General features: G+C 69.9%; 19 protein-coding genes. 11 read left to right on the top strand and 8 right to left on the bottom strand.

The window, feature by feature from the left end:
• Window positions 1-204 precede the first annotated feature (204 nt).
• The 6 genes from SCAB_RS10835 to SCAB_RS10805 all read right to left on the bottom strand — a co-directional run bounded on the left by SCAB_RS10835 (window position 205) and on the right by SCAB_RS10805 (window position 6,738).
• A complete protein-coding gene (locus SCAB_RS10835; protein WP_010353123.1) occupies window positions 205-1,509 on the bottom strand; it encodes an alpha/beta hydrolase in 1,305 nt (434 codons plus the stop codon).
• A gap of 147 nt (window positions 1,510-1,656) precedes the next feature.
• Window positions 1,657-2,538: a LuxR C-terminal-related transcriptional regulator gene (locus SCAB_RS10830; protein WP_010353122.1), complete on the bottom strand. Its 882-nt coding sequence runs from the start codon at window positions 2,536-2,538 to the stop codon at window positions 1,657-1,659.
• Between the two features lie 439 nt (window positions 2,539-2,977).
• A complete protein-coding gene (locus SCAB_RS10820; protein WP_010353120.1) occupies window positions 2,978-3,418 on the bottom strand; it encodes a serine hydrolase domain-containing protein in 441 nt (146 codons plus the stop codon).
• A gap of 116 nt (window positions 3,419-3,534) precedes the next feature.
• Window positions 3,535-4,449, bottom strand: a complete 915-nt coding sequence (locus SCAB_RS10815) for an alpha/beta hydrolase (protein ID WP_231884964.1) — start codon at window positions 4,447-4,449, stop codon at window positions 3,535-3,537.
• A 160-nt stretch (window positions 4,450-4,609) separates the two neighbouring features.
• Window positions 4,610-5,437, bottom strand: a complete 828-nt coding sequence (locus SCAB_RS10810) for an alpha/beta fold hydrolase (protein WP_010353118.1) — start codon at window positions 5,435-5,437, stop codon at window positions 4,610-4,612.
• Window positions 5,438-5,454: 17 nt separating this feature from the next.
• Window positions 5,455-6,738 carry an MFS transporter gene (locus SCAB_RS10805; RefSeq protein ID WP_010353116.1) on the bottom strand — a complete coding sequence of 428 codons (1,284 nt, stop codon included), beginning with the start codon at window positions 6,736-6,738 and terminating at the stop codon, window positions 5,455-5,457.
• Window positions 6,739-6,996: 258 nt separating this feature from the next.
• Here SCAB_RS10805 and SCAB_RS10800 point away from each other — a divergent pair, with 258 nt between their 5' ends.
• Window positions 6,997-7,935, top strand: a complete 939-nt coding sequence (locus tag SCAB_RS10800; protein ID WP_231884962.1) for a LacI family DNA-binding transcriptional regulator — start codon at window positions 6,997-6,999, stop codon at window positions 7,933-7,935.
• Window positions 7,936-8,025: 90 nt separating this feature from the next.
• On the opposite strand, the gene SCAB_RS10795 is transcribed toward SCAB_RS10800, so the two are convergent.
• Window positions 8,026-9,192 carry a PucR family transcriptional regulator gene (locus SCAB_RS10795; RefSeq protein ID WP_223786381.1) on the bottom strand — a complete coding sequence of 389 codons (1,167 nt, stop codon included), beginning with the start codon at window positions 9,190-9,192 and terminating at the stop codon, window positions 8,026-8,028.
• Window positions 9,193-9,351: 159 nt separating this feature from the next.
• Between SCAB_RS10795 and SCAB_RS10790 the strand changes: the two genes are divergently transcribed.
• Both SCAB_RS10790 and SCAB_RS10785 read left to right on the top strand, forming a co-directional pair.
• Window positions 9,352-10,845 carry a long-chain-fatty-acid--CoA ligase gene (locus SCAB_RS10790; RefSeq protein WP_010353113.1) on the top strand — a complete coding sequence of 498 codons (1,494 nt, stop codon included), beginning with the start codon at window positions 9,352-9,354 and terminating at the stop codon, window positions 10,843-10,845.
• A 245-nt stretch (window positions 10,846-11,090) separates the two neighbouring features.
• A complete protein-coding gene (locus tag SCAB_RS10785; RefSeq protein WP_013000099.1) occupies window positions 11,091-11,684 on the top strand; it encodes a TetR/AcrR family transcriptional regulator in 594 nt (197 codons plus the stop codon).
• Between the two features lie 34 nt (window positions 11,685-11,718).
• Here the strand turns inward: SCAB_RS10785 and SCAB_RS10780 are convergent, their stop codons facing one another.
• Window positions 11,719-13,173, bottom strand: coding sequence for an MFS transporter (locus SCAB_RS10780; RefSeq protein ID WP_010353111.1), 1,455 nt, complete (start codon window positions 13,171-13,173; stop codon window positions 11,719-11,721).
• A 321-nt stretch (window positions 13,174-13,494) separates the two neighbouring features.
• Between SCAB_RS10780 and SCAB_RS10775 the strand changes: the two genes are divergently transcribed.
• The 8 genes from SCAB_RS10775 to SCAB_RS10745 all read left to right on the top strand — a co-directional run bounded on the left by SCAB_RS10775 (window position 13,495) and on the right by SCAB_RS10745 (window position 25,132).
• A complete protein-coding gene (locus tag SCAB_RS10775; RefSeq protein WP_010353110.1) occupies window positions 13,495-16,326 on the top strand; it encodes an alpha-L-rhamnosidase in 2,832 nt (943 codons plus the stop codon).
• Window positions 16,327-16,409: 83 nt separating this feature from the next.
• On the top strand, window positions 16,410-17,387 hold the full coding sequence (locus tag SCAB_RS10770; protein ID WP_010353109.1) for an alpha/beta hydrolase: 978 nt from the start codon (window positions 16,410-16,412) through the stop codon (window positions 17,385-17,387).
• A 3-nt stretch (window positions 17,388-17,390) separates the two neighbouring features.
• Window positions 17,391-18,962, top strand: a complete 1,572-nt coding sequence (locus tag SCAB_RS10765; protein WP_223786380.1) for a carboxylesterase/lipase family protein — start codon at window positions 17,391-17,393, stop codon at window positions 18,960-18,962.
• Window positions 18,952-19,206, top strand: a complete 255-nt coding sequence (locus SCAB_RS49255; protein WP_010353107.1) for a GDSL-type esterase/lipase family protein — start codon at window positions 18,952-18,954, stop codon at window positions 19,204-19,206. Before SCAB_RS10765 ends, SCAB_RS49255 begins: the two co-directional genes overlap by 11 nt.
• A gap of 20 nt (window positions 19,207-19,226) precedes the next feature.
• Entirely contained in the window at window positions 19,227-21,557 is a 2,331-nt protein-coding gene (locus SCAB_RS10760) for a glycoside hydrolase family 3 N-terminal domain-containing protein (protein ID WP_010353106.1), read from the top strand.
• Window positions 21,554-23,980 carry a glycoside hydrolase family 2 protein gene (locus SCAB_RS10755; protein ID WP_010353105.1) on the top strand — a complete coding sequence of 809 codons (2,427 nt, stop codon included), beginning with the start codon at window positions 21,554-21,556 and terminating at the stop codon, window positions 23,978-23,980. Before SCAB_RS10760 ends, SCAB_RS10755 begins: the two co-directional genes overlap by 4 nt.
• Before the next feature lie 53 nt (window positions 23,981-24,033).
• Window positions 24,034-24,207, top strand: coding sequence for a hypothetical protein (locus SCAB_RS47275; RefSeq protein WP_010353104.1), 174 nt, complete (start codon window positions 24,034-24,036; stop codon window positions 24,205-24,207).
• Window positions 24,208-24,337: 130 nt separating this feature from the next.
• Window positions 24,338-25,132, top strand: a complete 795-nt coding sequence (locus SCAB_RS10745) for an SDR family NAD(P)-dependent oxidoreductase (RefSeq protein ID WP_010353103.1) — start codon at window positions 24,338-24,340, stop codon at window positions 25,130-25,132.
• Window positions 25,133-25,480: the final 348 nt, after the last annotated feature.

Here is a 25,480-nt window from a genome sequence, read left to right as displayed (position 1 = left end):
GGTCTCGAAGACCTCCAGGAACAGCTCATCGTGGCCCGGACTTCGTCGCCGAACCGCGCCTGGCTTTCTTCAGATCGTCACGTACGGGTGTGTGAGTAGCAGAGGGGTTGGACTTCCCTCGGCTGCTCGCGGCGCATCAGGCGTACGACGTCGGCCCCGGACCAGGAGGGTTGTGTCCGGCCTCGGAGCCGCAACCTCCCGCCGTCAGTCGCCGAGGTGGTCCCGCAGCCAGGGCAGCGCCAGGGCACGGGTGGTCTGCATGCCGATGTTGGCGACGCTGCCGTCGTAGCCGTGTTCCATGAAGGGCAACTGGACGTACCGGTGGGTGATGCCGGCGGCGGTGAGCTTGTCCGCGAACGCCTTCGTGTGCTCCGCGAAGACGAGGTGGTCGGCGCCGCCCTGGACGATCAGCGTGGGCGGGGCGTTCTCGGTGATGTGGGTCGCGGAGTCAACGGCCTGGTAGCGGTCCGGATGCTGGGCGGGGGTGCCGCCTATGTGCCACTGGCCGACCTGGTGCCCCAGCGCGCTGTCGGACTCTCCGGCCGTGAGGTCGACGGCGGGGAACGAGGCGATGGTGGCTTTCACGCGGGGCAGTTCGGCGGCGGTGCCGCAGGAGGGTTTCATGGTGCCCGCGTTGATCTTGTAGGCGACGTTGATGGCCAGGTTGCCGCCCGCTGAGCCACCGAGGGTGGCGACCCGGTTCAGGTCCCAGTGGTATTCGTCGGCGTGAGCCGTGGCCCAGGTCATGGCGCAGGCGGCGTCGGCGTCCTCGGTGTTCCAGCGGTGTTCGCTCGCGGTGGACAGACGGTAGTCGACGTCCAGTACCGCGTACCCGTGGTCGGCCAGCCAGCTCGTATAGGGGGTGCGGCCTCGGCTGCCCTGTACGAAGCCGCCGCCGTGGATGCTGACGACGAGAGGGGTGGCCGAAGCGGCGGAAGCGTTGTCGGGCAGGTACAGGTCCGCCTCCATCCTCTCGCCGTCGAGCGTGGCGTAGGTGACGGTCCTGTCGGGTCCCCGCCCGAGCTCCGCGGTGAAGGTGGTCGGCGCGAAGGGGATCCACTTGCCGGTGGCTCCGTGTACGGCAAAGACCTGGACCGTGGTGGTGAACAGGGCCAGCGCCAGGCCCACACCGGCCACGGCCACGAAGGTGCGGGCCGTACGCCTGCGGGCACCGCTCTTGCGCAGGGCGTACACGGCCGCGGCCAGAGCGAGAGCCGCGAGGACGATGTTCCAGATGCCGACTGTGTCGCGCACGCCGCCTGTGACAAGCACGACCGCCTGCAGCAGCCTGACATGCAGCACCGGGGAGAGCCACCCGACGGGCAGTACGGCCAGCAGTTGGTTCACCAGGACCAGCAGGCCGAGGAGAACGGCCACCGCCAGCAGGATGATGCGCACGGGACGTGAGCCGGTGCCCGCGCCACCGTCCGACGGGTCGGGCGGCGGAGCGGGTATGCCGGGTGATGCCGGGGGCATTTCGGAGCCTGGTTCTTCGAGGTCGTTGCGCATGACCGGCGGTCCTGTCAGATGTGAGGAAAGGGGGGAAATGGCGCGCACCATCGGATTGTCAGTATGGGTGAGGTGCGGTGCGACCTCGTCCTGGCGAGGCGTAAGCCCCCCGTTCGGGGGGTGCGGGTGTTCTGCGCTGCCGTCTCCTCAGCGCAGGCAGCCTTGCGCATGTGCCGCTGCCACGAGAGCGACACGGTTGCGCACGCCGAACTTGCGCATGCTGGAGGTGAGGCTCGACTTCACGGTCTCGGCGCTGATACTGAGTGCGGCGGCGACCTCGCGGTTCGTCGCACCGGTGGCGACCTTGGTCAGGATCTCCCGTTCACGCTCCGTGAGCGCTGCACGGGCCGTCTTCTCTGCCGTGAACGGTTCCGCCGTCCGACCGGCCAGGCGGCGTACGAGAGCCTTGATCTGCCGGCGCTCAGGGCTGTCGGGCATCCCTGACGCTATGTGCACGAGTTCGGAACAGACGTCGACGAGCCTACGGCGCTCGGCCACGCTCATCTCCGTGCTCGCGGCCGAAACGCTGCCCCCGGCCGCCACCCGTAGGCGTTCCAATCGGCGGTCGAGCTCCAGATCTTCGGCAAGCTCCCGCTCCAGGGCGCGTACCAGTACCGCGACGTCACCGAAGATGCGGTCGCCGAAGACGTACTCGTGGCGTCGTCCTCCGTAGACCACGCCTCGGAGACCGCCGGGGACCGGAACCCGGATCGGGACGGCGAACGCGGCACGGATCTGCTCCCGGCGAACGGCCGGGTCGTACTCGTGGCTGATGCCGCCCGCGCGGCAGTAGTCCGGCACCTGCATCGGTCTGTGCAGGGCCATCGCTTTACCGCCCAGTCCCGTACCGATGGCGACGCGCAGGTTGTGCAGACCTCCGGTGGTGACGCCGACCAGCTGGTCTATGACGAAGTGGTCCGCATCGGACGCCACCAGCGAGCCCATGACCGCGTCCACGCCGGTGATGCGCCGCATGTCGTGCAGGAGGTTGGTGAACAGTGCCGATCGCGCCGCTGTCAGGACAGTCATGTGATGCGCCCAGTGTCCAGGAGTGAGAAGGCAATCAACGGACATTGACTGCGAGTTGGGGTCAGTTCGGTCTGTTGGGAGCGAGGCCGTCCCGGCGAGGAATCCGCTGAGAATGCTGTGCGGGCACTGCAGTGCCTTGAGCCGCCCGCGGAGCAGGGTCTCCAGTCGCTGAGTGCGCAGGCTGCCAGGTTGGCCAGGCTTCGCTTGAAGTGCATTGCTCGGCATGCGGCCGATGGTGTGCTTGGGAATACCCGCGCCTCGGCGCGCAGATGTGCTGTTTCGCGTTCACGACTCCATCGAATCGGCGAGGCCGGTCCGGACATGCCCAGTGAGGGGGGTTGGCAGGAGCACGCGGGAGACCGCGCCGGTCTGGTGGTGGATGGTGTGTGTGCACGGTCGCAACCCGTGCCCGGTGCCAGGCACCGCGCAAGTGCCCTCGTTACGGGCGTACTGGGCCAGCGCGTCCGCCACGGACTTCCAGGCGCGCAGGTTCTCCAGCGTCACATCCGCCTCGGGCGCGACCGAGCCTGGCCTGGTGCGTGAGGAGTTGCCGTACTGTCGTCGTCTCCTTGCCTTTCTCGGCGAACTCCGGCCAGTACTTCGCCACCGGGGCGTCGAGTTCGATCAGTCCGCGCTCGGCGGCCATCAGCAGACAGTGGGTGGTGACTCCCTTGCTCACCGAGAACATGACGGTGCGGGTGTCGGGCGTCCAGGCGCCCCGGGCGGTCTGACCAGGCCAGATGTCCACGACCGGGGCTCCCTGGGCGTACACCACGCAGGAGGCCGCTGTGTCGCCGCGCCGACGGAAATTGTCGGCGAAGGCATCCGCGACCGGTTCGAATCCGCTGTCCACGCGGCCTTCCACCTGTACTGCTGTCATTTCACGCACTTCCTCGTGTGGTGTTGTCCCGCTTCGAATCCGCGATCAGTTCGTGCACGGCCTCGGCCCACCGGTCAGCAGTACTCGCTCCAGGTGGGTCCGCCTTCTCGCACCGTCTACTTGCGGTTGAGGGCGCTCATCGCCTGGGGCAGAAAGCGGCGCAGATCGTCGTAGACGTAGGACCGCGGCCCATGAGTGCCGTTGCCGTAGAACCAGGTGGTGACGGGGACTTGGGCCCGGTCGAGTGCGGCGACGAAGTTCTCGGCGCTCTGGTGCACGAGGATCTCCAGGGGAGCTCCCGTGATGGCGCTTACGGGGTCGTCGTAGCGGCCGGGCAGCCCGTTGCCGCTGGCGACGAACAGGGACACTCCGCGCAGTTCGGCAGCCCGGTCGACCGGGTTGTGAGCTTTCCAGTTGTCGGCCTGCAGGGTTCGGTCGCCGAAGATGCACGGGTCCCAGGCCACGGAGATCAAGACGGGAGCGATGGGGTACAGCGTGTCGAGGTCCACGGCGCCGGAGAAGGAGGCGGCGGCGACGAAGGCCCCCGGGTTGCGGGCGGGGTACGCCATCGCACCGAAGCCGCCCATCGAGGTACCGGTGATGGCGCGTCGGCCTGTGGTGCGGAAGGTCTTGTCCAGCCATGGGAGCAACTCGCGGATGTGGAAGGTCTCCCATGCCGGGGGCGGGAACGGCACGGGTCCGTTGAAGAGATCGCGGCCGGTGACGGGGGTGCCGTACCAGTCGGCGTAGAAGCCGGCAGGGCCTCCGTCGGGCTCGACGAAGATCACGTCGTTGTCGCCCAGTACCTGCTCCACCTCGTTGGCGGGGAAGGTGCTGGGTGAGTTGTTGGTGCCGTGCAGGTGCAGCATGACCGGGTAGCGCTTGCCTGGCGACCGGGCGTAGTCGGGGGGCAGGATGACGCGCACCCGGACGAGCCCGTCGGGCATGGCGTCGCCGACCGCCTTCGAGCGGAACGCGTACATCCGAGTGCGGGCGTCGATGCGCTCGACCGAAACCAGGGTCAGTCCCACCTCGGGCGGTGTGGTCCGGGGCACGCAGAACGGACTGTCAGCCGCCGAGGCCGGGCTTGGCGCTGCTACGCCGACGAGCAGGGCGAGTACTGCAGCGAGCATCAGCACTACCCGCTCTGCTGCGGGCCGTGTCCGTGACATGCCTGTTCCCTGGGCCATGTCACGCCCTCCCTCGTGCGGTGTTGTCCCGGATCTGGGTGACGATCTGCGGCCACAGTGGGCGGGGAAGTTCGTGGCCCATCCCGTGGTGGATGGTCAGCGTCGAATCCGGGATCAGCTCGTGCATGGCCTGGGACGCGCCGGAATCGATCAACTGGTCGCCGTCGCCGTGCACGATCGTGGTGGGGACCGTGATGCGGTGCAGGTGGGGCGCACGGTCGGGGGAGTTGTCGAGTGCCTCCATCTGCCGCACGATGCCGTCCGGGTCGTAGTCCCGGCGGTACGTCTGGCCGCCGAGTTCGCGCAGCCAGTCGATGTCCTGGGGATATCCCGGTGAGGCGCACGCAGCTTCGTTGTCGAGGTACAGAGCGATCGCCTCGTCTTGGTCGCGGGCCCGGGGGCGCTGGGTGCGCTCGTCGACCAGGTCGCGTCCGACGAGGAAGCCCGCGTTGGGCGCCGTGTAGATCAGAGCGAGGCTCAGCACCTGCGTGGGGTGGTCGAGGGTGAGCTGCTGGGCGATCATGCCGCCCATCGACTGGCCCACGATGTGCGCCGCGGGGATTTCGAGCGCGGTGAGGAGACTCGCGGCGTCGTTCGCCATGTCGGCCAGGGTGTAGCCGCCCTGCGGGAACTTCTGCGAGAGGCCGACGTCCCGGTTGTCGAAGCGCACGACGTGGAAACCCGCATCGGCGATCAACCGGCAGAAGTCGGCGTGCCAGCCGAGCATGTGGGCCCCGAGGCCCTGGATCAGCAGCAGTGGAGGGGCGTCGGGATCGCCGAAGGTGTCGTAGTTGAGCGACACCCCGGTGGGTGTGGTGACCAGGGTCATGGAGGGCTCCGTACGGGCTATCGGATCGAGCGGATGCACATGGCCAGCGCACCGGCGACCAAGGCGCACGCGCCGCTGACGAGGAACAGGGAGCCGTAGCCGCCGAGTCCGATGAGCGAGCCGGCGATGGCGGGGGCCGCGAGTTGGGGCAGGCCGGTGGCGACGTTGAGGATGGCGAAGTCGCGCCCTTCGTTCTCCTTGTCCGGCAGGACCAGCGACATGACGGCGAGGTCGACCGCGAAGTACGTGCCCAGCGAAGCGCCCGAGACCGCGGAGTAGGCGAGCATCGCGGCCCAGCTGTGGCTGACGATCGGGATGACCTGGGACAGGCCCAGGCCGAGGGCGCTGATCGCGATGAACAGCTTGCGCCGGTCGAGCTTGTCGGCGAGCCAGCCGCAGAGCGTGGCGACGGCGATCCAGGTGCCGAACGACACCGTCGAGAGGGTGCTCACCGCGACGGCGACGTTGCCGCCAGGGACGTTGTTCGCCCCGACATAGTCCTGCACGGTGAAGAAGAGGTACCCGGAGACCGTGAAGTAGGACAGGAACAGGCCGAACCGACTGGCGAAGGCCAGGGCGAAGTCACGGTGGGTGAATGCGCGGAAGAACGCCCGGACAGCCGCGGTCGCGTTGCCTCGGTCCTTGGGTCTTTCCGTGACCAGGTCGAGCGAGGACGGTTCGCGCGCACCGGCCACGAGTGCGAGCGTCGTGACGAGCAGCACCAGCGCGAGAGCCGTGTACGCCCAGACCTGGCTAACTCGGCTGGCCAGGTTGACGCCGAAGAGGATGCCCACCGGCGTGCCCAGACCGATGACCGCGGAGGCGACGCCACGGCGGGCCACGGGCACGCGGTCGGGCAGGATCGCTGAGATCGCCCCTCCGTAGAAGTTCATGGTGAACCACAGGACCGTGAGCAGGATCGCGATGACGACCAGCGAGTTACTCAGGCCCATGGCGATCGTCAGTGGCGCGGAGGCGCAGGCCATCACCATCAGCCAGGGGGCGCGTCGCCCGAACCGGGACCGCGTGCGGTCCGACAGCGCTCCTCCAGTGGGAAGGGCGATCATCGAGGCCACGGCGGCCAGCGTTGTCAGCAGCGCCAGGACGCCGACCTTGGAGTCGGGCGCGAGTCGCGCTACCTGTGCGGGGAGGAGGATCACCCCGATGGCGTTGAACAGGGCGTACATCGCGGTGGTGCCCGGGAACACGAATGCGAGCAGGCGGGGCAGGCGGACCGGATCGGCTGCGGAGGTGACGCGGGCGGGCGTCGTGTCGGTGCTGACGGGGATCGTGTCGTCCATGACAGATCTCTCTTCATGTGATTCCACCCCGTCGGCGCGCATGGGGACGGTGTTCGACCGGGGTGGGCGGCTCGGGCAAAGCGGGTGCGGGGCGTCCCCTACAGGCCATTGCGGCTACCGAAGCGATCTAATACGTATTAGATCGCTGATCGCCGTACCGTAGCCTGTGCCGGAAGGCGTGGCAAGAGTTCGGGAGGGGCATTGCCGAGGGTCACCAGCAAGGACGTGGCGCGAGAGGCCGGGGTCTCACAAACCACCGTGAGCTTCGTGCTCAACGGGAGGGACGAGCACGGTCTCTCCGCGGAGACCCGCCGTCGCGTGCTGGAGACGGCTGAGCGTCTCGGCTACGTACCGTCGGGAGCGGGCCGTGCGCTGCGCAAGGGCCGGAGCAACGTCGTGCTCTGCGTGGTTCCGGATCTCCCGGTCGCCGAGGCCATGGAGCAGTTCAAACTGGCCCTCGGCCGATCACTGGGCGAGGCCGGGTACACCTGCGTGTATCTGCACCACGCCGGCACGGCCACGCCGCTCGCCGAGCTGTGGCAGCACGTCCAGCCGGCGGTGGTCGTCGCGTTCGGTGGCCTGCCGCCCGCTGATGCGCGGTCACTGCTTCGAGCTGAAATCCCTCTGCTCGACGGTGTGTTCACACCGGACGGTGCCGGCCTGACCGGGCTGAGCCAGGAAGATGTCGGACGCCTGCAGATCGAGCACCTCGCGGCACGCGGGCACCGGCACATCGGCTACGCCGCGCTGGACGACCCCCGTGAGCGCCCTTTCTGCCTGCCCCGCCTGCAGGGAGCCACCCGGGCCTGCAGCGACCTGGGCCTGCCATCGCCGCGAGTTGTCAGCATGCGCTATTCGCGTGCCAGTGCCCGGGACGCCGTCGCGGAGTGGACGCAAGGCGCCACCCCCGTCACCGCGGTCGCCGCATTCAACGATCTGATCGCCCTCGCCGTCCTGGCCAGTTGCCGTACACAGCACATCGCCGTACCGGACGACCTGGCGCTCATCGGCGTCGACGACCTCCCGGTGAGTTCGCTCGCCGTACCGGCTCTGACCACCATCGGGATGGACCTCACCGTGGCAGCCGGCAATCTCACCGCACGTATTCTCTCGATGGCCGGCGTTGCGGCCCCGGCAGCGCCGAGTGGGCCTGGCGCGGGCGACATCCTCACCGTCGTAGAGCGCGAAACGACGTAGCCGGCTGACGGCCCGGGGAGTGCTTGTGGTTCAGGTCGCCCCGCCCGTACGGGGTGGTGCGGAAATCCGACGGCGCGCTCGGCTGCCCGCTCACCTTGGCAGGAGCCGCAGCGCGTGCAGAGCGGCGCCCAGGTCGGCGAGGGTCCTGGGTTCGGAGAGCGAGCGGCCCGTCAGCTTCTCGACGCGGCGCAGCCGGTAGCGCACGGTGTTGGGGTGGACGAAGAGCAGGTCGGCCGCCTCGGCGGCGACGCCCCCCGCGGCGAACCAGTGCCCAAGGGTCTCCAGCAGCCTCGCCCGCTCAGCTGCCGGCAGGTCCAGGACCGGCCTGAGGACGACCTCCACCAGGCGGGTCGCCTCCGCGGGCGCCGCGGCGACCAGCATGGAGAGCGGGCTGTCGTCGAATCGCGCCACCCCGGGCCCCCCGCCCGGCAGCCCGGCCAGCGCCAGCCGGGCGAACCGCAGAGCCTGCGGAGTGTCCCGCAGCGAGTCGAAGCGTGGACTGACCCCTACCCGGGCGCGGCTTCGGCGCAGCGCCGACAGGCTCACTGTCTCCGCGTCCCTGTGCAGGAGGGAGACCAGCCCGATCTGCTGGTCGGGCAGCAGCCGCCAGGCGGAGGGCACATGGGCCTGGCGCAGCGCCGCCTCGATGCCGGGCAGCGGCTCCTGGCCCGGGTCCGGCACGGACGCGGCGACGACCGCGTACGGGCCCCGCTCGGGCAGGCTGAGTTGCCGGGCCGCCTCCCGCAGCGTCGTACGGTCCGCGAGCGCGCCCGTGAACAGGGCCTCGACCAGCGCCGAACGGCGCGCCTCGCGACGCAGCGCCAACTCCGCGCTGGCCTCCCGGTAGGCGGCCGCGACCGCCTCGGCGTAGCGGCCGAACAGCGCCCAGATCCGCGACGACCCGGCCACCAGATCCGCGTCCGTGACCTCCGGATGCCTGCGGGCCTCCTCGACCATCTGCGCCCAGAGGTACTCGAAGCCGACCCGGTAGGCGTGCAGCGTGTCGGCCAGGGGCACGCCCTGCTCGGCGCGCAGACGCCCGGTCTCCTGCGCCGGCCGCACGTCCGGCTCCGCACCGGAGGCGAAATGCCGGAGCACCAGGTCGGCGTTGCTCTCGCAGGAATCCCGCAGCGAGGCAAAGGGGGTGAGCGAGTCGTCCGCGTAGGACTCGACCTCCGCGCGAATGCGCTGAGCCATCCGCTCACCCAGTTCGGGAGAACGCCCGCGCAGGGCGGCACCCACACCTGACAGATCCATCCTCGCAGCGTACGACGCCCTGTTTGTGCTCCGGAACAATCCCGGCGGGGGCCGGATGTCCGCGCCGCCATGGACGGCCGTCATCGCGAACGTCACCATTCCGTGAGCGTCGGAGGCGAACTTCGCCGGCGCCACGGAGCATGCGTGCAAGGAGGCATCATGGCCAATCTGGCGGAATTCCTGGCGGAGACGGCACGTCGGCAGCCCGAGAACCCGGCGCTGCGGCTGGGCACGGCGACCACCACCTATGCCGAACTGGACCGCCTCAGCGCACAGGCCGCCGCGCTGCTGCGTGCTGAGGGCCTGCGCTTCGGCGACCGCGTCGCACTGATGCTGCCGAACGTTCCCGAGTTCGTCGTCCTGTACTACGGCATCCTGCGCGCCGGCGGGATCGTGGTGCCGATGAACCCGCTGCTCAAGTCCCGCGAGATCGACTACCACCTGCGAGACTCCGGTGCCGTGCTGCTCTTCGAGTGGCACGCGGCACCCGGCCAGGGCGCCGAGGGAGCGGCCACCGCCGGTGTGCGGCACAGTTCCGTCGAGCCCACGGCCTTCGCCGGACTGCTCGCACGGCAGGAGCCGCGGTACGAGGTCGCCGCCGCGGCCGGCGACGACATCGCTGTGCTGCTCTACACCTCCGGCACCACCGGACGACCCAAGGGCGCCGCGCTCACCCACGGCGGGCTGCGCCACAACACCGAGGTCAGCGCCGTAGACGTGGAGCAGCTCACCGCCGAGGACGTCATTGTCGGCTGCCTGCCGCTGTTCCACATCTTCGGGCAGACCTGCGCGATGAACACCGCCGTGTTCAGCGGCGCCTCGCTCATCCTCGTTCCCCGCTTCGATCCGCAGACAGTGTTCGACGCCGTCGCCCGCGACCGGGCCACCATCTTCGAGGGCGTGCCCACCATGTACGCGGCGCTGCTTCAGCACCCGGGCGCCGATGAGGCCGACGTGTCCACGCTGCGCATGTGCATCTCGGGCGGCGCGTCCCTGCCGGTGGAGATCCTGCACAGCTTCGAACGGCGCTTCGGCTGCATGGTGCTGGAGGGCTTCGGCATGTCCGAGACCAGCCCGGTCGTCTCCTTCAACCACCCCGACCGCCCGCGCAAGGCCGGATCCATCGGCACCCCCGTCCGAGACGTCGAGGTGCGCCTGCTCGACGACACCGGTTTGGACGTGGCGCCGGGCGAGGTCGGGGAACTGGCGGTGCGCGGACCGAACCTGATGAAGGGCTACTGGAACCGCCCGGAGGAGACCGCCGCTGCCGTCCCTGACGGCTGGCTGCGCACGGGGGACCTGGCCAGGCAGGACGAGGACGGCTACCTGTACATCGTCGACCGCAAGAAGGACCTCATCATCCGCGGCGGCTACAACGTCTACCCGCGAGAGATCGAGGAAGTCCTGCATGAGCACCCCGCCGTCGCCCTCGCCGCCGTCGTCGGCCTGCCCGACGAGCACCTCGGCGAGGAGGTGGCGGCAGCGGTCGTCCTGCGCCCGGGAGCTGACGCGACGGTCGAGGAACTCCAGGAGTTCGTCCGCGAGCGGGTGGCCGCCTACAAGTACCCGCGCCGCGTTTGGCTGGCGGATGCCCTGCCGATGGGACCGAGCGGCAAGATCCTCAAACGTGAGATCACGACACCGGTGTCCTGACCTGCACCTTCTCAGGGTCCTGTGCCCACAGCGCCAGTAGGAGTTGTGGCAACAGGAACAGATCACGACCTTGGGGTCGGGCGCTGGGAGAACCTGGGACGCCGCCGAAGTGCGCGAACCCGCATAGTCGCAGAACGTCTCAGGCGTGAAACGTCGAGTGCGAGCTCTCGGAGTTGAGGGCGGACAGCAAACGGCTAACGCCATTCGGTTTTCATGGAAAGCCCCAGGCGCGGTACGGTCCGACCGTGACCACCGCACGCAGGCCGAGAGGGCCGTACCGCAAGGGACTTGAGCGCCGGGCGCAGATCATGCGCGCCGCGCTGGAGGTGTTCGCCGAGCACGGGGACCGGGGGTCGTCGCTGCGGGAGATCGCCGACCGGGTCGGCATGTCGCAGGCCGGGGTGCTGCACTACTTCGGATCCCGGGAGGAGCTGCTGACGGCAGTCCTCGCCGAGCGCGACACCGCGGACGCGGCGGAGCACACCAGCACGGCAGTCAGCTCGGGTGATGCGATGGCCCGAACTGCGGAGCACAACACCCGCACGCCGGGCCTGGTCAGCCTGTTCGTGAACCTGTCGGCCGATGCGACCGATCCGGAGCATCCTGCGCACGGTTTCTTCGCCGACCGTTACACCCGCCTGCGCGAGACCGTCGAGGACGGGCTGCGCCAGGGTCAGGCCGACGGGAGCGTGCGCACCGATATCCCTGCAGACCGGCTGGCGCAGCTTCTGGTCGCCGTGTCCGACGGTCTGCAGCAGCAGTGGCTGCTGGACCAGGGCATCGACATGGTGGCCGCGATCGACGCCTTCAACCGCCTCTGCCGGCCGCCGGGGGCGTGATGTCGGGCGTGGGACATCACGCCCCCGTTGGCGGTCAGGCCGTGTCCGCTTCGGGCTTGAGGCTCGGGATCAGCAGGCCCGCGAGCGTGCCGAGGAACACCACGCCTGCGGCGAAGTAGAAGGCGTTCTTGTAGCCCTGGTCCAGGTAGAACTGGGTGCCCTGGAGCACCTTGCCGTCCTGGGCCAGGATCACGTACGTGAGCGTGGTGACCAGGGTGGTGACGACGCCGATCGACATCCATTGAATGCCGCTGGCGATGGCCTGCTCCTCCGGTGAGACCGCCCGCATGATCAGGATCGGGATCACCGCGACGATCATGCCGAAGCCGATCGCGAAGAGGTTGCCCCACCAGATGAGCTCGGCGTTGGTGTAGTGGTAGGCCGCCTGAGCCAGGTAGCCCACGGTGGAGATCAGGCCGCCGAGGATCAGCGGGAGGCGCGCGTCGACCTTCCGCAGCAGCGTCCCCGTGCCGAAGCCGAGCGCGAGGATCAGGAAGCTCGCCGGCAGGCCGATCACCGCCGCGTGGGTGGCGGTCATGCCGAGGCCGTCCGAGATGGTCGGGATCTTCGGGTAGAGCACCAGCAGCGAGGCGATGATGCCGGTGCCGAAGAGTGCGCCGCCGGTGAGAGCGGAGGCCAGTATGACGGTCCACACTTTGCGACGGCCCAGCATGGCCAGGTGGACAAGGGGCTGGGCAATGCGCTTCTGGGAGACCACGAACAGGGCGACGGCAACCAGGCCGCCGATGACGCAGCCGAGCGTGCCGGCGGAGGTCCAGCCCCAGTCCGTCCCCTGGCCGATGCCGTAGGTGAGCGCGGTCAGTCCGCCGCCGAGCAGCAGGCCGCCGATCCAGTCCATCCGGGCGGAGGGGTCGCGGTAGTGGGTCTTCGGCACGGCGAAAAGGATCAGCAGCAGGCCGATGGCGGTGGCCGCGACGATGGACCACAGGACCCCGCGGAAGCCGTAGTCGTCCAGGACCCAGCCGGTCAGGAACGGGCCGCCGATGGCGACGAAGGCGACACCACTGCCGACGATGCTGCTGGCCGTGGCGGCCTGCTTCGGCGGGAGGACCTCGCGGATGGTGGCGTAGGTGAGGGCGCCGATCGGCCCGTAGAAGCCGGCGATGCTGCGGCCGATCAGCATCATGGAGTAGTTGCCCGCGGAGGCGGCGATGATGTCGCCGACCAAGCCGATCAGGGTGATGGCGATCATCACCTGGCGCTTGCCATAGAGGTCGGCGGCCTTGATCACGAACGGTGTCAGCAGGGTGGAGACAAGCGCCGTGGACAGGATGAACCAGGCGATGTGGGTGGTCTGGAAGTGGATGGCCACGGACGCCTGCGCGTTGCCCGTCAGCATGCCGACGAGGGTGAGCAGCTGGGTGGGCCACAGCAGTGCGAGCGCGATGAGCGCGAAGCGCGCGCCGCGGACGGGGTTGCTGGCTTCGGCTTCGGCCGCAGGCGCGGCGGGGGTGAGTGAGGATGTCACGGCGGTGTGCCCTCTCGATGGATGGGCTCCGGTCGACGGAGCAACAGTAGGGCGTTGAACCCATTCAGTCGGCCGACGCCCCACCCCTGAATCCCGGAGGGGGCGGGAATCTGGGACGGTCATGGCGCGTTGCGCTGGGTTAACGGAGCAGAAACCTAGCTCTGTTTGGGATTCGGCGCTAGGGTTGCCGCCAAGGAATCTCACCGGTGTGCCGAGAGCCACCACCGGGGATTGAAACGTTCCATTCCCCAGTCGTCATCGTGATCGCCGCAACAGGCGTACGACGCCCGCGCACAGCCCCGACAGCAAGGAACAGACGCCGTGCCTGAAGCCCTATTCCCCACCCCTGCGGTCGCGCGCATCCGGTTCGAGCACCACCGCGAGCCGCTCGGCATCGGCGAAGCTCGCCCCCGCCTGTCGTGGACCACCCGGACCGAACTGCCCGGATGGCGGCAGGCGGCCTACGAGATCCAGCGCCTGGCCGCAGAGGGCGACGTCGTCGCCACGGCCGAGGCCGATAGCGACGCGTCGGTCCTGGTCGTCTGGCCTTTCGACGCCCTCGGTTCGCGAGAGCGCGTGGGCGTGCGGGTGCGTGTCCGGGGCACGGACGGGGCCTGGTCGGGCTGGAGCGAACCTGCGTTCGCCGAGACCGGGCTGCTGCACCCCGACGACTGGCAGGCCCGCTTCGTGAGCGCCGACTGGGACGAGGACGCGCAGCAGGACCAGCCGGCCACCCACCTGCGCCGCGGCTTCACGATCCGCCCCGGCGTCGCAGCCGCCCGCCTCTATACGACCGCACACGGCGTCTACGAGGCGGAACTGAACGGCTCCCCGGTCGGCGACCACGTCCTCGCCCCCGGCTGGACCACGTACGGCAAGCGCCTGCGCTACCAGACCTATGACGTGACAGCCCTCCTGCAGGTCGGCGAGAACAACCTGACCGCTCTTCTCGCGGACGGCTGGTACCGCGGCCGCCTCGGCTTCACCGGCGACAAGCGCGCCGTCTACGGCGACCGGCTGGCCTGGCTGGCCCAGCTGGAGATCCGCTACACCGACGGCAGCACCGACACCGTGACCACCGACGCGGACGGCCGCTGGCAGGCCGCCCAGGGCCCGATCCGCCGCAGCAGCCTCTACGACGGCGAGACCCACGACGCCCGCGTCGAGCCCACCGGCTGGCGGGGCGTGCGCGTCGAGGAACGCGACCCGGCGACGCTCGTCGCCCCCGTCGGCCCGCCGGTCCGCCGGATCGAGGAGCTGGCACCGACCGCCGTCACGACCTCACCTTCGGGCATGACGATCGTCGACTTCGGCCAGAACCTCGTCGGCCGCCTGCGGCTCACGGTGACCGGTGAGGCCGGGCAGGAGATCGTCCTGCGCCACGCCGAGGTACTGGAGGACGGCGAGCTCGCCACCGCACCGCTGCGCACCGCGCAGGCCACCGACCGCTACATCCTGCGCGGCGGCGGTCCGGAGACCTTCGAACCGCGGTTCACCTTCCACGGCTTCCGCTACGCCGAGATCACCGGCTGGCCGGGCGAACTGAACCCCGAAGACCTGCGTGCCGTGGTGATCCACTCCGATCTGGAACGCACCGGCACCTTCGAAAGCTCCGACGAGCTGCTCAACCAGCTGCACCAGAACGTGGTCTGGGGCATGCGCGGCAACTTCCTCGACGTCCCGACCGACTGCCCGCAGCGCGACGAGCGCCTCGGCTGGACCGGCGACATCCAGGTCTTCGCCCCCACCGCCACCTACCTGTACGACAGCGCCGGCTTCCTCACCTCCTGGCTCGCCGACCTCGCCGCCGACCAGGGTGAGAACGGCGGGGTCCCGTTCGTGGTGCCGAAGTGTGTCGACGGCGCCGACACCCCGACCGCCGCATGGGGCGACGCCGCCACCATCGTGCCCTGGGTCCTCCACCATGCCTACGGCGACCTCGGCGTGCTCGCGGCCCAGTTCGAGAGCATGCGCGGCTGGGTCGACCACGTCGCCTCGCTGGCCGGGGAGTCGCGCCTGTGGGACAGCGGCTTCCAGTTCGGCGACTGGCTGGACCCGAACGCCCCGCCGGGGCGCCCGGATCAGGCGCGTACTCCCGGCGAGATCGTCGCCACCGCCTACTTCGCCCGCTCCGCCGAGATCGTCGCCCAGGCGGCGCGATTGCTCGGCCGCGAGGCGGACGCCGTCCGCTACGGCGCTCTCGCCGCCGAGGTCCGGCAGGCGTTCGCCTCCGAGTACGTCACCGGCGCGGGTCGGATGATGTCGGACGCTCCGACCGCCTATGCGCTGGCGCTCGAGTTCGCGCTGCTGCCCGACCAGGCGCAGCGCGCGCACGCCGGCAAGCGGCTGGCCGGCCTGGTCCGCGCCGGCGGCTACAAGATCGGCACCGGTTTCGTCGGCACGCCGCTGATCTGCGACGCCCTCGCCGAGACCGGTCACCTGGACGCGGCCTACCGGCTGCTGCTGCAGACCGAGCAGCCGTCCTGGCTCCATCCCGTCACTCAGGGTGCGACCACCATCTGGGAGCGGTGGGACAGTCTGCTGCCCGACGGCAAGGTCAACCCCAGCGGCATGACCTCGTTCAACCACTACGCGCTCGGCGCCGTCGCCGACTGGCTGCACCGCACCGTCGCCGGCCTGGCCCCCGCCGAGCCCGGCTACCGGAAACTGCGCCTGGCCCCGCGCCCCGGCGGCGGGCTGGACCGCGCGCAGGCGGCGCTGCTCACCCCGTACGGCCGCGCGGAGATCGCCTGGCGTCTGGACGGCGAGGAGCTCCACGTCACCGCGCTCGTCCCGCCCAACGCCACCGCACAGGTGGACCTGCCGGGCCCGGCAGGCGCGCCGTTCGACGTCACCGCTGGTCATCACACCTGGACCGTCCACCTGCCGGCACCAGATCGGCCCAGCGGCCCCATCACCCTGGACACCACGCTCGGCGAGCTGATGGACCGTCCGGGGGCCATGAAGATCTTCACGGACACCCTGATCCGCTTTTTCCCCGAGGCTGCGGCGTACATCGATCAGTCCGACACCGAGTCCGGCGAGACGACGATCCGCGACGCGGCCGCCATGGTGCCGGGCGGCCCCGAGTTCCTCCTCGATCTTGAGGAGCAGTACGCCGCTTTCAACGCCGCTGGAGCGAGCGAGAACTGATGAATCAGCGGGCAGATCGCTTGCAGGCAGGGGTCGCTTTCCGCTCCCCTGCACTCCCCTCTCTCCGATGACTTGGGGGCCCCATGCCCAGCAAGACCCACGAGTGGCTTTCCGGACTGGTCACAGCCGGTCGGGCCGCCACGCGACCCACGCTCGCCCAGGAGCGCGAGAACGCCGTCCGCTTCGCGGCGACGATCCCGGTACCGGACGGTGTGGTCGAGGACGCGTTCCCCGGCCTGACGGGCGCGCTGCTTTTCAGCCCGCCAGAGCCGCGCGAGGACCTGGTCATCCTCCACATCCACGGCGGCGGCTTCCGCACGGGCACCGCTGCGCAGGCGCGGGCCGCTGCCGGGCTCCTGGCGTTGCGGCTGAACACCCGAACCGTCGTGCCCGAGTACCGACTCGCACCTGAACACCCGTTCCCGGCCGGGCTCGACGACTGCGAACACGCCTACGAAGCCGTCCGGGCCACCTATCCGGCGGCCCGGATCGTCGTGGTCGGCGAGTCGGCGGGAGCTGGTCTTGCCGCCTCGCTTTCGCTGCGCCGCCGCGACGCAGGCGACGGTGCACCCATGGCCGGAGTGCTCTGGTCCGGCGTGTTCGACCTGCGCGTGGAAAACCTGGCATCAGGGAGTTGGGCCGCGAACGCCGCCACCGATGCCATGATCACCCCCTGGCTCGGCCCGCAGATGGCCGCCGACTACCTCGCCGGACACAGCCCCGAGGATCCGCAAGCCTGCCCCGCACTCGCCGACCTCACCGGTCTGCCCCCGCTGATGATCCTGGCCTCAGGCTCCGAGCTGCTGCGTGACGACTCGATCGCCCTGGCCGCACGTGCCGCCGTCTGCGGCGTGGAGACAGTGCTGGAACTCTGGCCGCACATGCACCACGCCTGGCCCGTCTTCGGCTCCCTGCTGCCCGAAGCGATCGAAGCCCTCGACCGCACCGCAGAGTTCATCCGCCGCGTGGACGCGGGCCGCTGCGTGGACGGTTCAGCCCTGACGGACGACCCGGCGATCCTCGCCCTTATGGAGACCTCCCAGGAACAGGCGGAGGTGTGACACATGAGTGAGTCCGCTCTGTTCCCGATGGTCCGCACGAGCCACGGGTCAGTGCGAGGAACTCGATGGGGCGATACAGGCGGAATCTTCGCCGGTATCCCCTTCGCCGCTGCGCCCATCGGCCCACGGCGACTGCGTCCGCCCGCGCCCGTCGCCGCCTGGACTGGCGTCCGCGACAGCATCGCCTTCCCCGCGGCCCCGGCACAGCGAAGTCCCCTGATGGATCCCTCCACTCAAGGAAGCCTCGCCGCGCTCGATCCGCGTGCGCTCGCCATCGCCATGGCGCTCGGCGCGCACACCGGCCCGTCAGCCGAGGACTGCCTCTACCTGAACCTGTGGACTCCCGAGCTGGTCAGCCGACGCCCCGTACTCGTCTGGATCTACGGCGGCGGCTTCGAGACCGGCTCCGCGTCACCCCCGGCCTTCGACGGCGCTGCGCTGTCCCGGCTGACCGGCGCCGTGGTCGTAGCCGTCAACTACCGGGTAGGGGCGCTGGGATGGCTGTTTCCCACAGGGCCGGGCAGTGAGCGGTTCGCCGACAGCGCCAACCTCGGGCTCCAGGACCAGGCGGCCGGACTCCGCTGGGTCCGGGACAATATCGCCGCCTTCGGCGGTGATCCCGACAACGTCACGGTCGCCGGGAACTCGGCCGGGGCATTCAGCATCGGCGCCCTGCTCAGCCTTCCCGCCGCTGCGGGCAGCTTCCACAAGGCGATTTTGCACAGTGGCAGCACTGGTCGCGTCTACCGCCGCGAGGCCGCATCTGCGGTGACCCGGGATCTGCTCGCCGCCGTCGGCGTCAGGGACTTCGAAGGTCTGACCGACGTCCCACTCGATCGGATCCTCGACGCGCAGAGCGCCGTCATCCCCTCGGACATCGGCCTGCGCCACCTTCCGGACGGACACGGTTGGGGCATCGTCCACGACGGCCGGGTACTTCCGGACCACCCACACCAGGCGGTCCTGGCAGGGGCGGCGAAGAACATTCCGCTGCTCATCGGCGCCAACGACGACGAGGCACGCATGTACGCCTCCTTCGGCGCCGACTCGTTCCGCCCCACCGACGAGGCAGCCCTCATCGCCGAGATGCGCCGGGCAGAACTCGACGACCCCCACGGACTGTTGGACGCCTACCGTGCGCGCGGTCTACCGGCCACCGACCACCTCGGCGGGCCCACGGACGAACTCCTGGAGCTGCGCACCCGCTTCCTCAGCGACGCGATCTACCGCGTGCCGTCGGCCCGTCTGGCACGGGCCCAGACCGCGGCGGGCGGTCGCGTCCACACATACCTGATCTCCGCCGAGCCGTTCGGTCCGGGCAGCAGCGCCTTCCACGGGGCGGAGCTGATCTACCTGGGCGACAAACTGACAGCGCTGGACATCGACACCCCGGGCAATCAAGCGATCAGCGAGGAACTCACCACCGCCTGGAGCCAGTTCCTGGCAACGGGCGAGCCCGGCTGGCCCGCCTTCGACTCCGCCCAGCCCGAGAGCACCCGGCTCATCGGCGGTGCCGTCACCTTCGTGACCGAACCTGCCCACGACATCGCCGGCTACTGGATCCATGACACCTGACGTCCCACCACGCCGCTTGCCCGGCGCCCGCGCAGAGCTGCGAAGGGGGCGCGAGCTCAACGCCGCAGCGCACCGGATCACCGACCAGGACGACGCCCGATACGTCGACCTGTGGCCGGTCCTCGCCGCCCACCGCGGTGGCCTGCGCAGCCAGTACACCCACGACGACCTTCACCTGAACGGGCCCGGCTACCGCACATGGGCCCCAGACCCTGCGGTCGCTCCTTGCGGACGCCGCGCTTAGAACAACGAAGGAGACCCCCCATGACAACCACCCCCGACACGATCCCGAACGACGCCGGCACCCGGAGAACGCAGGGCGAGGCGCGCTACCGCGACGCCGGTCTGCCCGTCGAGGATCGAGTGGCAGATCTGCTGGCCCAAATGACCCTGGAGGAGAAGGCCGGACAACTCACCCAGTTCTTCTACATGGGCACCGGCGAGCCGATCCCCGACGACTTCGACATCGAGTCCCTGCCGCCCGAACACCGTGCCTTCGTCCAGCAGCCCCACGACGTCGAGGACACCGTCTCCCGCGGCGGCGCCGGGTCGCTGTTGTTCGTCAAGGACCCCGCCCTGGGCAACCGGCTACAGCGCCGCGCCGTCGAGGACACCCGGCTGGGCATCCCGCTGCTGTTCGGCAACGACGTGATCCACGGGCTGCGTACGGTCTTTCCCGTGCCGATCGCGATGGCCGCGAGCTGGGACCCGGACGCCGCCGAGGCGGCGCAGGTCGTCGCGGCCCGCGAGGCGCGCGCGGCGGGGATCCGCTGGACGTTCGCACCCATGATCGACATAGCCCGCGACCCTCGCTGGGGCCGCATGATCGAGGGGGCCGGGGAGGACCCGGTGCTCGCCGCGGCCATGGCCGCGGCGCAGGTCCGCGGGTTCCAGGGCGACCTCGGAGCCGAGAGCGTCCTCGCCGGCGCGAAGCACTTCCTGGGGTACGGCGCCGCTCGCGGCGGGCGCGACTACGACGACGCCGACATCTCCGACGCCGAGCTGCGCAACGTCTACCTGCCGCCCTTCCGAGCCGCGATCGAAGCGGGCGCCGCCAACGTCATGAGCGCCTACATGGACCTCAACGGCGTGCCGGCCTCCGCGAACCGGTGGCTGCTGAGCGACCTGCTGCGCGACGAACTGCACTTCGACGGCTGGATCGTCTCGGACGCCAACGCCGTGCAGTCGCTTCAGACACAGCACTTCGCGAAGGACCAACAGGACGCCGCCGTGCGGGCGCTGAACGCGGGCCTCGACATGGAGATGTGCACCTTCACCCCGGCGTTCGACCACCTCCCGCAAGCGGTACGCGACGGGCTGGTCGCCGAGGAAACGCTGGACACCGCCGTGTCGCGGGTGCTCGCGGTGAAGTTCCGCCTCGGCCTGTTCGAGAACCCCTACACCGACGAGGACGCGGCACCCGCGGTCCTGAACGCCTCGGCGCATCGTGATGCCGCCCGGGATGCGGCCGAGCGCACCCTCGTCCTCCTCAAGAACGACGCGGCCACGCTGCCTCTGCGGCCCGAGCAGCTCACCGGCGTCGCCGTCATCGGCCGGCTCGCCGACTCCCGGCGCGACACGCTCGGACCTTGGGTGCTCGACCACGACACCTCCGAGGCGGTCACGATCCTCGACGGGCTGCGTGCCCGGCTCGGGGACGGCATCCGAGTCGAGTATGCGGCCGGGGTCGGTGCCCCCGAGCGGCTGCACCCGTCACCGTTCGACGTCCTGGACCCGACGGTCGTCCCGACCCCGCCCGACCTGAACGAGGACGCCGAGATCGAGCGCGCCGTCGCCGCCGCCCGGGACGCCGACGTCGCGATCGTGGTCGTCGGCCAGCCGCAGAACCAGATCGGCGAGAAGGCGTCGACCTCCACGCTCGACCTCCCCGGCCGTCAGCTCGAGCAACTGCAGCGCGTCGCCGCGACCGGCACGCCCGTGGTCCTGGTCGTGCTGTCGGGCCGTCCACTGGACCTGCGGTGGGCGGACGAGCACGTCCCCGCCATCGTGCAGGCGTGGTACCCGGGGACACGTGGCGGAGAAGCGGTCGCCTCCGTGCTGGTGGGTGACGTATCGCCCGCCGGCCGCCTGCCCTTCACATGGCCCCGTCACGTCGGTCAGGTGCCGCTCGTGTATTCCCACTACCGGACCTTCGCCCCGCAGGACCAGGACGCCCGGTACTTCCAGGAGGACGGGGCGCCCCTGTACCCGTTCGGCCACGGCCTGTCCTACGCCACGTTCGCGTACACGAACCTCCGGACCGACCGGACGTCCATGACCGGCGGCCGCGGCACCGCAACCGTGTCGGTCGACGTCACCAACACTTCCGAGCGCGACGCCGACGAGGTCGTGCAGCTGTACGTCCACCAGCGCTACGGGTCGTCGTCGCGGCCCGTGCGGGAGCTCAAGGGCTTCGAGCGAGTCCCGGTCCCCGCAGGCACCACCACCACCGTGAGCTTCGAGCTCGGCCCCGACCAGCTCCGCTACTGGAGCGCCGCGACCCGCACGTACCAGCTCGACGCCACCGTCCTCGACCTCTGGGTCGGCGGCAGCTCCACCGCCCAGCTCACCACCACCCTGGAGGTGACCCGATGACCGGGACCGACGTGCAGCTCGACGCAGACCGCGTCGATCTTCGTGACTGGACCATGAGTCGCCCGGGCAGTGCCGAAGAGGCCGCCGTACGCCTCCCGCACGACGCGATGATCACCGAGCCCCGCTCGTCCGACGCCTCCGGCAGGTCCGACACCGGATGGTTCCCGGGTGGCCGGTACACCTATCGCACGCACTGGTACGCCGACCCCGCGTACCGCGGTCGAGAGGTCCAGCTCCGCTTCGACGGCATCCAGGGCGAGTCGGTCGTGACCGTGAACGGCCACCGGGTCGGAACGGTGCGCAGCGGGTACACCGAGTTCGGCTTCCGTATCGACGACGTCCTGAACTGGGACGACGAGAACGAGATCGCCGTCGACGTCGACAACAGCGCACAGCCCGCAGGCCGCTGGTACCCCGGCTCGGGCCTGTACCGGTCGGTGTCCCTGCGGATTCGCAGTCGGGTGCGTCTGGAGGACGACGGTGTCGGCGTGCGTACGACGCTCCTCGGCGCTGACGCGGTCGTCGAGGTCCGGACCGCAGTCGTGAACGACAGCGACAGGCCCGTGCACGTCCGCACCGTACTGCACTCCGACGCGGGGGCCGTGGCGCAGGCCGTGGCGGGCGACGACGGGATCGCGCACCTGCACGTGCCCGCGGTTCGCCTGTGGTCCGCCGAGGACCCGTTCCGCTACCGGCTCGTCACGACGGTCGAGCACGACGGTGCCGTCGTCGACACCCGTCGCGAGCTCGTGGGGCTGCGCACGGTGCACGTCGACGCCCGCCACGGCCTGCGGATCAACAAGCAGCAGGTCAACCTGCGCGGCGCGTGCATCCACCACGACAACGGCGTCCTGGGAGCCGCCACCCACCGGGCCGCCGAGTTCCGGCGCATCCGGATCCTCAAGGAGAACGGCTTCAACGCCGTCCGGTCGGCTCACCATCCGATGTCACGTCACCTGCTCGACGCGTGTGACGAGCTGGGCATGTACGTGATGGACGAACTCGCCGACTACTGGATCCAGTCCAAATCCACGCACGACTTCTCGCACCGGTTCCTGGACACCTGGCGCGAGGATGCCGACCGCATGATCGAGAAGGATCGAAACCGGCCCTCCGTCGTCATCTACTCGATCGGCAACGAGATCCCCGAGACCGCGCACCCCGACGGCGTCGCGCTCACCCGTGAGATCACCGCGTACGTCAAGGCGGCAGACCCGGACCGGCCGGTCACGGTGGCCCTCAACATCTTCCTCAACGTCCTGTCGTCGATGAACAGGTCCCCGTACTCGGGTGCTTCCGACACGCCGGAGGGGGCTCAGCACAACAAACAGGGGCCCGGCAGCACGGAAGCCAATCGCATGGTCAACCAGATCGGGCGCATGATGGACGTCGTCTCGCGGCTCCCCATCGCCGACCGTGCGACACGCGACGCGTTCGCCGAGGTGGACATCGCCGGCTACAACTACGGGCTGGCGCGGTACAAGCACGACGTGAAGGCGTACCCCGACCGCGTGATCGTCGGCAGCGAGACCCTGCCGGGAGACATCGCCCGTGCGTGGGACCTCGTCACGCAATACCCGTCCGTCATCGGCGACTTCATCTGGGTCGGCTGGGAGTACCTCGGGGAGTCGGGGGTCGGAGTGTGGGCGCCCGGACGCAGGACCGGACTGGTCAAGCCGTATCCCTACCTCATCGCCGGGCCCGGCGTCATCGACCTGACCGGGCAACCGGACTTCTCGCTGCGCCTCGGGCAGGTGGCATGGGGAACGCACCCCGGGCCGGCGATCGGTGTGCGGCCCCTCGACCAGGCGGGACAGCCGGTCGCACGGGTCGCGTGGCGCAGCACCGACGCTGTCGAGAGCTGGGCCTGGCGCGGGTGCGCGGGCCGCAAGGCCGAGATCGAGGTCTACTCCGCGGACGACGAGGTGGAGCTGTTCGTCAACGGGCGTTCCGCCGGCCGCCGCAGGGCCGGGAGGCGACGTCGCTACACCGCTCGGTTCACCACCACGTACGCCGCCGGCGAGCTCGTCGCGGTCGGCCACCGAGGAGGGCGCGAGGTGTCCCGGACGGTTCTCCGCTCGGCGGGGGAGGACCTCCAGGTCCGTCTGACCACGGACCGGGCTCGCCTGCGGGCCGACGGCGACGACCTCGCGTTCATCGAGGTCGAGATCGTCGACAGCGCCGGCACGGTGGAGATGCTCGCGGACGACGACATCGAGCTCAAGGTCGAGGGCCCGGCCGAACTCGTCGGGTACGGCAGCGCCAGACCTGACCCCACCCGTCCGTTCGCCGATCCCACTCAGCGCGCGTACCGCGGTCGTGCTCTCGCCGTCCTGCGATCCACGGGTCAAACCGGGAGCGTCCACTTCACCGCGACGTCGCGCCTGCACGGCGTCTCGCACCTCACCCTCGAAGCACGCTGAACGATCTCGGCTTCGCCCGCGTGGGCTCCGTCTCCGTCGCAAGAGAAACAGACGTGACTCGCGAGCAGGCGACCTGCGAGGAACTCGCCACCGCCGGGGGTCAGTTCCCGAAGTCGGGCGAGCCTGGCCGGCCCGCCTTCGACTCCGCCCAGCCTGAGAGCACCCGGCTCATCGGCGGTGCCGTCACCTTCGTGACCGAACCTGCCCACGACATCGTCGGCTCCTGACGTTCCACCACGCGCGGCCCACCCGGCAGCACGCCAAACGCGTTCGCGCAGGCAGCCGACGCAAGGCCACGCCATACCTCCACCAGCCGACCGACCACCAGACTCACTCGCCACAAACTGGAGCACTCCTATGAACCGCTACGACGACCGCCGTGTCCTGATCACCGGAGCAGGCTCCGGCATCGGCCAGGCCACCGTCCTGCGCATGCTCGCCGAGGGCGGCCACGTCGTCGCCGCCGACGTCGACACGGCCGGCCTGACCGCCACCCGTAAGCTCGCTGCCGACACCGGTACCCAGGCACGTCTGCACACCGTCCAGGTGAACATCGCCGACGAGACTTCCGTCCGCGAGGCCGTCGCGGCGGCCCTCGCCGCCCTCGGCGGCAGCCTGGACGTGCTGGTCAACGCGGCCGGCATTCTGCGCTCCTCGCACACCCACGAGACCAGCCTGGAACAGTTCAACCAGGTCATCGCGGTCAACCTGACCGGCACCTTCCTGATGATCCGCGAGACGATCCCGGCGCTGCTCCAGGGCGAGAGCCCGGCCGTGGTCAACTTCAGCTCCACCTCGGCGAGCTTCGCGCACCCCTACATGGCTGCCTACGCCGCCAGCAAGGGCGGCATCCAGGCCATGACCCACGCGCTCGCCGCCGAGTACAGCAAGCAGGGCATCCGCTTCACCGCCGTCGCGCCGGGCTCGATCTCCTCCGGGATGACCGACGCGAGCGGCACCAGCAAGGAGAACGTCGGCCCGGGCCTGCCCGACGACGCGAACTACGAAGTCATGATGAAGCTGCTTCCGGCCATCGGCGAGGGCTTCGCCGGTCCGGAGACGGTCGCGGGCGTCGTCGCCATGCTCGGCTCGGTGGACGGCGCGTTCATCACCGGCACGGAGATCCGCATAGACGGCGGCACCCATATGTAAGCGGTGGGGTGTCAGCGGCGGACCAAACTGGAGGCCCCGGACCATCAGTTCGAGCTGGAGCCGGACCTGGTGGTTGTCGCCTATAGCGCTGTCCCTCGCGCGGTCGACGCCCCCGTCGGTGTCCTCCCCTTCCGCCGCGACCCCGGTTTCCTGTGCGTGGTCAACCTCTAGGACGAGCCGTACCGGCTGCCCGAACATACCCCGACCCTGCTGGCCGGCGTCCCGATGACGGATCGACTGCTGCAACCGGATCACGCGATCTGGCTCCAAATCTGACAGCTCCCTCCGGGGGGTAATGCCCCCTCCCGATTCGCCAGGGCCTCTCCGGTGTCACTCCCCGCTGACCGG

It is taken from the genome of Streptomyces scabiei 87.22, assembly GCF_000091305.1.
Classification (GTDB): Bacteria; Actinomycetota; Actinomycetes; order Streptomycetales; family Streptomycetaceae; genus Streptomyces; species Streptomyces scabiei.
Note: the sequence above shows the minus strand (reverse complement) of the source record. Positions and strands in the feature narration are given on the sequence as shown.